This is a genomic window from Stenotrophomonas sp. HMWF003, from assembly GCF_003061285.1.
Lineage (GTDB): Bacteria > Pseudomonadota > Gammaproteobacteria > Xanthomonadales > Xanthomonadaceae > Stenotrophomonas > Stenotrophomonas maltophilia_AP.
The window spans coordinates 1-8,116 of record NZ_QAIW01000048.1; the positions used below are offsets into that span (position 1 = coordinate 1).

Annotated in this window: 5 protein-coding genes; 3 read left to right on the forward strand and 2 right to left on the reverse strand. The window is 67.8% G+C overall.

The features are described from left to right. Positions 1 to 33: 33 nt before the first annotated feature. Both DBR34_RS01625 and DBR34_RS01630 read right to left on the reverse strand, forming a co-directional pair. Positions 34 to 2,097: a S9 family peptidase gene (locus DBR34_RS01625; protein WP_128095445.1), complete on the reverse strand. Its 2,064-nt coding sequence runs from the start codon at positions 2,095 to 2,097 to the stop codon at positions 34 to 36. 136 nt (positions 2,098 to 2,233) lie between these two features. Further along, the gene (locus DBR34_RS01630) at positions 2,234 to 4,204 is read right to left on the reverse strand and encodes an oligopeptide transporter, OPT family (protein WP_128095446.1); all 1,971 of its coding nucleotides are present in this window, start codon (positions 4,202 to 4,204) and stop codon (positions 2,234 to 2,236) included. 318 nt (positions 4,205 to 4,522) lie between these two features. On the opposite strand from DBR34_RS01630, the gene DBR34_RS01635 reads away from it, so the two are divergent. The 3 genes from DBR34_RS01635 to DBR34_RS01645 all read left to right on the forward strand — a co-directional run. After that, the gene (locus DBR34_RS01635; protein WP_128095447.1) at positions 4,523 to 5,707 is read left to right on the forward strand and encodes a heparan-alpha-glucosaminide N-acetyltransferase domain-containing protein; all 1,185 of its coding nucleotides are present in this window, start codon (positions 4,523 to 4,525) and stop codon (positions 5,705 to 5,707) included. Positions 5,708 to 5,819: 112 nt separating this feature from the next. After that, positions 5,820 to 7,592, forward strand: a complete 1,773-nt coding sequence (locus tag DBR34_RS01640) for an oligopeptide:H+ symporter (RefSeq protein WP_128095448.1) — start codon at positions 5,820 to 5,822, stop codon at positions 7,590 to 7,592. A gap of 287 nt (positions 7,593 to 7,879) precedes the next feature. Beyond that, positions 7,880 to 8,116, forward strand: a 237-nt coding sequence (locus tag DBR34_RS01645) for a hypothetical protein (RefSeq protein WP_146186752.1), incomplete at its 3' end; no start/stop codon positions are given.

Sequence of the window (8,116 nt, forward strand, 5' to 3'; positions counted from 1 at the left end):
GCGCCGCCCCGTGGGGCGGCGCATCCATCCGGCTTACTCGCCGATGTGCTGCTTCAACCAGCCGTTGACGGTGTCGTGCCACTGCACGCTGTTCTGCGGCTTGAGCACCCAGTGGTTCTCGTCCGGGAAGTACAGGAACTTGGACTCGATGCCCTGGCGCTGTGCCGCGGTGAACGCAGCCAGGCCCTGCTCGACCGGGATGCGGTAATCGAGCTGGCCGTGGATGATCAGGATCGGCTTCTTCCAGTCGGAGACGTGGTTGACCGGGTTGAACTTCTCGTAGTTGGCCGCCTTCTGGTACGGCGTGCCGCCCTGCTCCCACTCGGTGAACCACAGCTCTTCGGTGGCGTAGCCCATCATGCGCTGGTCGAACACGCCGTCATGGTTGACCAGGCACTTCCACGGCGAATTCCAGTTGCCGGCGATCCAGTTGACCATGAAGCCGCCGTAGCTGGCGCCGAGCGCACAGGCTTTGTCGCCGTTGAGGAAGGCGTACTGCTTCTGCGCCGCCGCCCAGCCCTTCTGCAGGTCTTCCAGCGGGCGGTCGCCCCAGTGCTGGCTGATCGCGTCGGTGAACGCCTGGCCGTAGCCGGTGGACCCATGGAAATCGATCATCACCACCGCGTAGCCCTGGCCCGCGTAGGTCTGCGGGTTCCAGCGGTAGCTCCAGCCGTTGCCGAAGCTGCCCTGCGGGCCGCCGTGGATCAGGAAGGCCACCGGGTAGGTCTTGCCTTCCTGGTAGTTGTACGGCTTGACCACGTACCCGTGCACGGTCTCGTTGTTCCAGCCCTTGAACTGGAACTGCTCGTAATCGCCGAAGGCCACGTCGGGCAGCATCTGCGCGGCGCTCGGGGTGATGTCGCGCGGGCTGCTGCCGTCGGCGCTGGCCACCACGATCTGGTCGCCGCTCTTGAGGCTGTTCTTCGTGTACGCCAGGGTGGTGCCGGCAATCACCGGCGAGCCGATGCTGCCGCCCTCGGCAACGACGGTGGCCTTGCCGGTGGCGATGTCGATGTTGAACAGGCGGTGCTCGCCCAGGTCATCGGCGGCGGTGTAGAAGCTGCCGCCGTCGGCGCTCAGCACGATCTCGCCAGCGGAGCGGTCCCACGTCGGCGCGATTTCGCGGGCCTTGCCGGTGGCCAGGTCCAGCGCCATCACGCCGAAGCGGTCGGCTTCGAAGCCCGGGCGCTTCATGGCGCGGTAGTACAGGGTCTTGCCGTCGGCGCTGAACACCGGGCCGGCATCCCAGGCCGGGTTGGCGGCGGTCAGGTTGACCGGCGCCTGCTTGCCGTCCACGTCCAGCTGGTACAGGTCGAAGTTGGTCGACCACGGTTCCTGCTTGCCGGCCACGCGGATGGACGCCACCACGGTCTTGCCGTCCGGGGCCCAGGCGAAGTCGTCGTTGCCGCCGAACGGCTTGGACGGCGCATCGCCATCCAGGGTGGCGCTGATCGCCGAGGCGCCCTTCACCGGCGCGCCCTTGGCCGCCGGCAGCGGGGCCACGAACAGGGTGTTGCGGCGGCCATCGTTCCAGGTGTCCCAATGGCGCACGAACAGCGTGTCGAACACTTCGCCGGTGTTCTTGCGCGCCTTGTGCGCGTCCAGCTTCTTGCTGGTGCAGGCCAGGTCCGAACCACAGGCCTGGAACACGCCGCTGCTGAACACCACGCGGTCGCCCTGCGGGGAGATGTGGAAGCCGTCCACGTCGACCGGGAAGTCGGTCAGCTGGCGCGGGGTGCCGCCATTGATCGGCTGCACGTACAGCTGCTGGCTGCCGCCCTTGGCGCTCAGGAAGTACACGTTCTGGCCGTCGGCCGACAGCGCGGCCGAATTGACGTTCCAGCCGGCCGGGGTGAGCGGCTTGGGCGGGGCGGCGTCGCGGGTGCGCAGGTTGCGGATGAACAGGCCGGTGCTGGCCTTGCTGTCGGCGCCGACCACGCGCTTGGCGAACACCACGTTGCCACCGTCGGCGGTGAGCAGCGGGGCCGAAACCCGATCCAGCGCGATCATGTCGCGCACATCCAGGCCACGCGTGGCGGCCAGCGACGGCAGCGCGGTCAGCAGGCACAACGGCAGCAGGGCGTAACGAAGTTTCATCGGGTTCTCCGCGGAACGGCAAAACGCCGATGGTAGGGCCGCGGGGGTGGCCGTGGCAAAGGCCATCGGTCATGGCGTTGCCCGGAAACGACAAACCCCGCCGGGGCGGGGTTTGTCGGGTGTCAGACCGGGTCGGTCAGACCTTGCCGCCGGACCGCTTGCCGGTGCGGTAGATCAGCCAGCCCACCAGGAACAGCACGGCCAGGCCGATCCAGTCGGCACCCGGCAGGGCGAACGGCAGTGCCAGCACATCGGCGCGGCCGCTGAGCACGATCGGGATCGCAATGGCGATACCCATCAGCGCTTCACCGGTGATCAGGCCGGCAGCGAACAGCACGCCCGGCTTGTGCACGCGGTCGCGGCCTTCTTCGTCCTCGGCACGCACCTTGTGGAAGCGCTCGACCAGGTAGGAGATCAGGCCGCCCAGGAAGATCGGCACCATCAGCTCCAGCGGCAGGTAGATGCCGATCGCCGCGGCCAGCACCGGCACGCGGAAACGGGACCCGCGCGACTTCAGCCAGCCATCGAAGGCGATGATGACCGCACCGATGCCCGCACCGATGGCGATGAAGGTCCACGGCAGCTGGCCACCGAACAGACCCTTGGCCACCGAGGCCATCAGGTTGGCCTGCGGCGCCGCCAGGGCGTTGGGATGGGCGGCGGTGGGCGCACCGATGCCATACGCGGTGGCCAGCAGGTTCAGCACCGGGGCCATGATCAGCGCGCACGAGAACGCGCCGATGCCCAGCATCAACTGCTGCTTCCACGGGGTTGCGCCGACGATGTAGCCGGCCTTGAGGTCCTGCAGGTTGTCGCCCCCGACCGCAGCGGCGCAGCACACCACCGCGCCGATCATGATGGCCGCCACCGCACCCAGCGGGGCACCGCCCACGCCGACCGGGGTCAGGCCGCTCTTGCCCAGCAGCAGCACCAGCACGGCCGAGGCGAACAGGATGGTGGAGATGGTGATGCCCGAGACCGGGTTGTTGGACGAGCCGATCAGGCCGGCCAGGTAGGCCGACACCGAAACGAACAGGAAGCCGGCGACGATCATGATGATGGTCATCGGGATCGACACGTGCCACTGGCCCACGATGGCCTGGTACAGCGCCAGCAGCGGCAGGGTGAACACCACCAGCGCCACCAGCATCCACTTCATGGGCAGGTCGCGCTCGGTCTCGGCCAGGGCCGGACCGCCACTCTTGCGCGCAGCGGCGAAGCCACTCTTGACCCCGTTGAACAGCGACTTGCGCAGCGAGATCAGGGTCCACACGCCGCCGATCAGCATGGCGCCAACGCCGAGGTAGCGGATCTTGGCGCTCCAGATCGCAAACGCCGCGTCGGTGGACGACGCGGTGGCGATGGACGCGGCCAGGGCCGGGTCGCTGTTGACGAAGAACGCCTGGTACAGCGGGATGGCGATGTGCCAGGACAGGATCGAGCCGGACACCACCACGATGCCGACATTGAGGCCGACGATGTAGCCCACGCCCAGCAGCGCCGGCGACAGGTTGGTGCCGATGAAGGCGGTGATCTTGGAACTGCCGATGTAGGCCGACTGCGCCCAGGCATCGGGGATCAGGCGCATGCCGCTGGCGGCAGCGACCTTGACGAACGCACCGATCACGGCCGACACGGCCAGGATCTTCAGGCCCGGGCCGGGGTTTTCACCGGCCTTGAGCACTTCGGCGGCCGCCTTGCCTTCCGGGAACGGCAGCGGGTCTTCGACGATCATCGAACGCCGCAGCGGCACCGAGAACAGCACGCCCAGCAGGCCACCAAGGCCGGCGATGCCCAGCACCCACCAGTACTTGAAGTCCGGCCAGTAGCCCATGATCACCAGCGCGGGGATGGTGAAGATGACACCGGCGGCGATCGACGAACCGGCCGAGGCGCCGGTCTGGACGATGTTGTTTTCAAGAATGGTGCCACCGCCGAGCAGGCGCAGCACGCCCATGGAGATGACGGCCGCGGGAATCGCGGTGGCGATGGTCAGGCCTGCGAACAGACCGAGGTAGGCGTTGGCGGCCGACAGCACCACCGCCAGCACGATGGCAAGCACCACCGCGCGGAGGGTGAGCTGCTTGGGCGCAGCGTCGTTGTTCATGGATGCCCCTGATGGCAAAAAATCCCTTTCACGCTAGCGTTCAGGGGGCGTCAAGTCCAGTGCGGTTGGTCCCGGCCAGCCGATGGCAGGCGGTGGACGCCGACGATACGGGCTTCATCCGTCGCCGCCGGTCGCATCCAGCCACAGTTGGCACATCATCGCGGCGGTCCAACGGAAGGCCAGGCCTGTCGGTGCAATGCAGATGATCCAGATCCGCCTCGACGCGCGTCTGGTCGGGAGCGAGGCGCCCTGCCCGCGGTGCGGACCGCTGATCCGGCGCGGCCCGCCAGCGCACCAATGGGCGACACCCCAAATGTTATGTTATATCCTGTCACGCCACCGACCGGAGCGCCCGTGGCCCCCGCCTCTCCCCGCCTGACCTCGATCGACCAGCTGCGCGGCACGGTGATCGTGCTGATGCTGCTCGACCACGTGCGCGAGACCTTTTACCTGCACGCCCAGGTGGCCGACCCGATGGCGGTGGACCAGGTTGAGCCGGCGCTGTTCGTCAGCCGCCTGCTGGCGCATCTGTGCGCGCCGGTGTTCGTGCTGCTCACCGGGCTCTCGGCGTGGCTGTATGGCAGCGGCCAGGCCCAGGGCAAGCGCGCGGCCGCCGCGTTCCTGCTCAAGCGCGGGCTGTTCCTGGTGGCGCTGGAAGTGCTGGTGGTGAATCTTGCCTGGACGCTGCAGTTCCCGCCGAGCGTGATCTACCTGCAGGTGATCTGGGCGATCGGGCTGAGCATGATCGCGCTGGCCGGCCTGCTGTGGTTGCCGCGCGGGGTGTTGGCGGTTGTCGCGCTGGGGTTGATCGCCGGCCACAACCTGCTGGACGGCGTGCAGGTGCAGGGAAATGGCGCGTGGGCGGTGCTGTGGAAGGTTCTGCACCAGCGCGACTGGATCGAGCTGGGCCAGCACCTTCGGTTGCGCACCTCGTACCCGGTGCTGCCGTGGATCGGGGTGATCGCGCTGGGGTACGTGCTGGGGCCGTGGTTCGCGCGTGGCGGTGATGCGGGGCTGCGCCAGAAACGGCTGCTGTGGGCCGGTGGTGGCGCGCTGCTGGGGTTCGTCGTGCTGCGCGCGCTCAATGTCTATGGCGATGCGCCGTGGCAGGCGCTGGGCACGGCCGGGCAGACCCTGATGAGCGTCTTCAACGTCACCAAGTACCCGCCGTCGCTGCTGTTCCTGCTGCTCACCCTGGGCATCGGCCTGCTGGTGCTGCGGCTGTACGAGCACCCGGCGCTATCGCGGGCGCTGGCGCCGCTGGCCAGCATCGGCGCGGCCCCGATGTTCTTCTACCTGCTGCACCTGTACGTGCTGAAGCTGCTGTATGTGCTGGCCGAAGCCCGCTGGGGGCACACCCACGGCGGGTACTTCGGGGTGGACCACGTGGCCACGCTGTGGGCGATCACCGCCGTGCTGGCACTGGCGCTGTACTGGCCCACCCGCGCGTTTGCGCGGTTGAAGGCCCGGCGGCGGGATATCGCGTGGTTGCGGTATCTGTGAGGCGGGCGTGGCCGGGTGAGTGGGCTTGCCGGCCAGCGGCCGGCACCACCGGTGGCCGGCATTGGTGGCGCGTGGCTCCTATAATTGCCGCCTCTTTGCCGTTGCCACTTCGATGACCGCAGCCGCCCTGCCCGCTTCCGCTTCGACCGCCACCGACGATTTCCTTGGCCACCCCAAGGGCGTCTACGTCTGCTTCTTCACCGAGATGTGGGAGCGGTTTTCGTTCTACGGCATGAAGGCGCTGCTGCTGCTGTACCTCACCAAGTACCACCTGTTCGGCGACAAGGCCGGGCTGGACCTGCTGGGGGCGTATGGCGGGCTGGTGTACTGCATTCCGGTGTTCGGTGGCCTGCTGGCCGACCGCTGGCTGGGCATGCGCAAGGCGGTGGTGTTCGGTGGCGTGCTGCTGGTGCTGGGCCACCTGGGCATGGCCTTCGAAGGCCACGCGGCCACCCGCATCGACGGCCAGATCGTGCGCGACGACGCCGCGCTGGGCATCACCTACCTGTCGCTGGCGCTGATCATCATGGGCGTGGGCTTCCTCAAGCCGAACATCTCCACCATCGTCGGCAAGCTGTACCCGGAAAACGATCCGCGCCGCGATTCGGGCTTTTCGCTGTTCTACGCCGGCATCAACCTGGGCGCGCTGTTCGCCTCGCTGGTGTGCGGCTTCCTCGGCGAGGCCTACGGCTGGAAGTATGGCTTCGGCGCCGCCGGGATCGGCATGGTGATCGGCCTGGGCATGTTCCTGTGGGGCCAGAAGTACCTGCAGGGCCACGCCGAACCGACCGATGTGCCCGCGCTGCGCCAGCGCGTGCTGGGCATCCGCCGCGAGTGGCTGATCTATGCGGTGGCCGTGCTTGGCGTGGTGCCGGTGGCGGCGCTGATGTGGGCTGCAGCCAATGGCGCGTTCGCGCTGGGCGGTGAAATCAGCCTGGCGCTGATGTTGATGATCGTGGTGCTGGGTGGCGTGCTGGTGTGGTTCGCCTGGTTCACCGGTACCCGCTGCACGCCGGTGCAGCGCCAGCAGATGATCGCGCTGATGGCGCTGATCTTCATGGCGCTGGTGTTCTTCACCCTGTACGAGCAGACCTACGGGTCGTGGGTGACCTTCACCGACCGCCTGCTGACCAAGGACCTGGTGCCGTCCCTGGTGATCCAGGGCGGCACGCCGCTGCCGTGGTCGATCGCCTCGCTGCTGCTGGCGCCGCTGGGCTTCGTGGTGGCGGCACGGCTGTCCGAGCGCACTCCCGGCTCGACCGCACCGCGCAATCTTTTCGTCGGCATCGTCGTGCTGATGCTGGTGATGCTGGTCCGCGACTGTCTGGTGATTCCGCAGACCGCCGGCTCGCTGACCTACCTGGGCGGGTTGTTCCTGGTGGTGCTGGCGCCCTTGTTCGCCACGTTGTGGGCCTGGCTGGACCGGCGTCGGCTGGACCCGTCCAAGCCGGTCAAGTCCTCGTTCGGGCTGATCTTCGCCGCGCTGTCGTTCGTGCCGCTGGCCCTGGCGGCGCAGCAGGTGGGCGCGACCGGGCAGATGGCCAGCGTGTGGTGGCTGGTGCTGGCCTACCTGATCCTGGAGATCGGCGAGATGTGCCTGTCGCCGGTGGGCCTGTCGGCGGTGACCCAGCTGGCCGCGCCGCGCGTGGTGAGCCTGATGATGGGCACCTGGTTCCTGGCCACCGCGTTCTCCGAGACGCTGGCCGCGCTGTTCGGCAAGCTCGCCGCGATCGAGGTGCCCGAAGGCGAAACCATGAACATCGCCAGCGCCGCCGCCAGCTACGAACACCTGTTCTGGCTGCTGATGTGGATCGGCCTGGGCTGCGCGGCGGTGGCCCTGGCCTGTTCGCCGCTGCTGAAGAAGATGATGCACGGGGTGAAGTAAGCCCCCCTGCCGCGGCCTCGACACAACGGCACCTTCGGGTGCCGTTGTTGTTTGTCGTGTTCATCCCATTTGGCAGCTGCCTGCCATATGCACTTAAACGGCCCATAACAACAGACGACTGGTTCACAGTCTGGCGCTTTCGTATTTGTTGCAGATACATCACTCCGGCGCACTGCCACCATCCGCCGCGTCCAACCGCTGCCACTGGCACGGCGACGCAACGGGTAGCTGTCTCCTGTTGCATTCCCCCACGATTTTTTTGCACTTGCTCGCCAGGAGAACTCCCCATGCGTCCCCACCTGCCCCTCCGCCATCCGTTGGCGGCGATGATCGCCCTTTCGCTGTGCGCTGCACCGTTGACCCACGCGCAGACGACCGAACGAGCGTGCGACCCGCTGACCGACTCCGAATGCGAAGACAGCGCCGATGACGGCGCACGCCGCTTCTCGCCCTGGTGGATCGGCGGCATTGCCGCGGTGGTGGCCGGTGCCGCCGCCGGTGGCGGTGGCGGCACCGGCCACCAC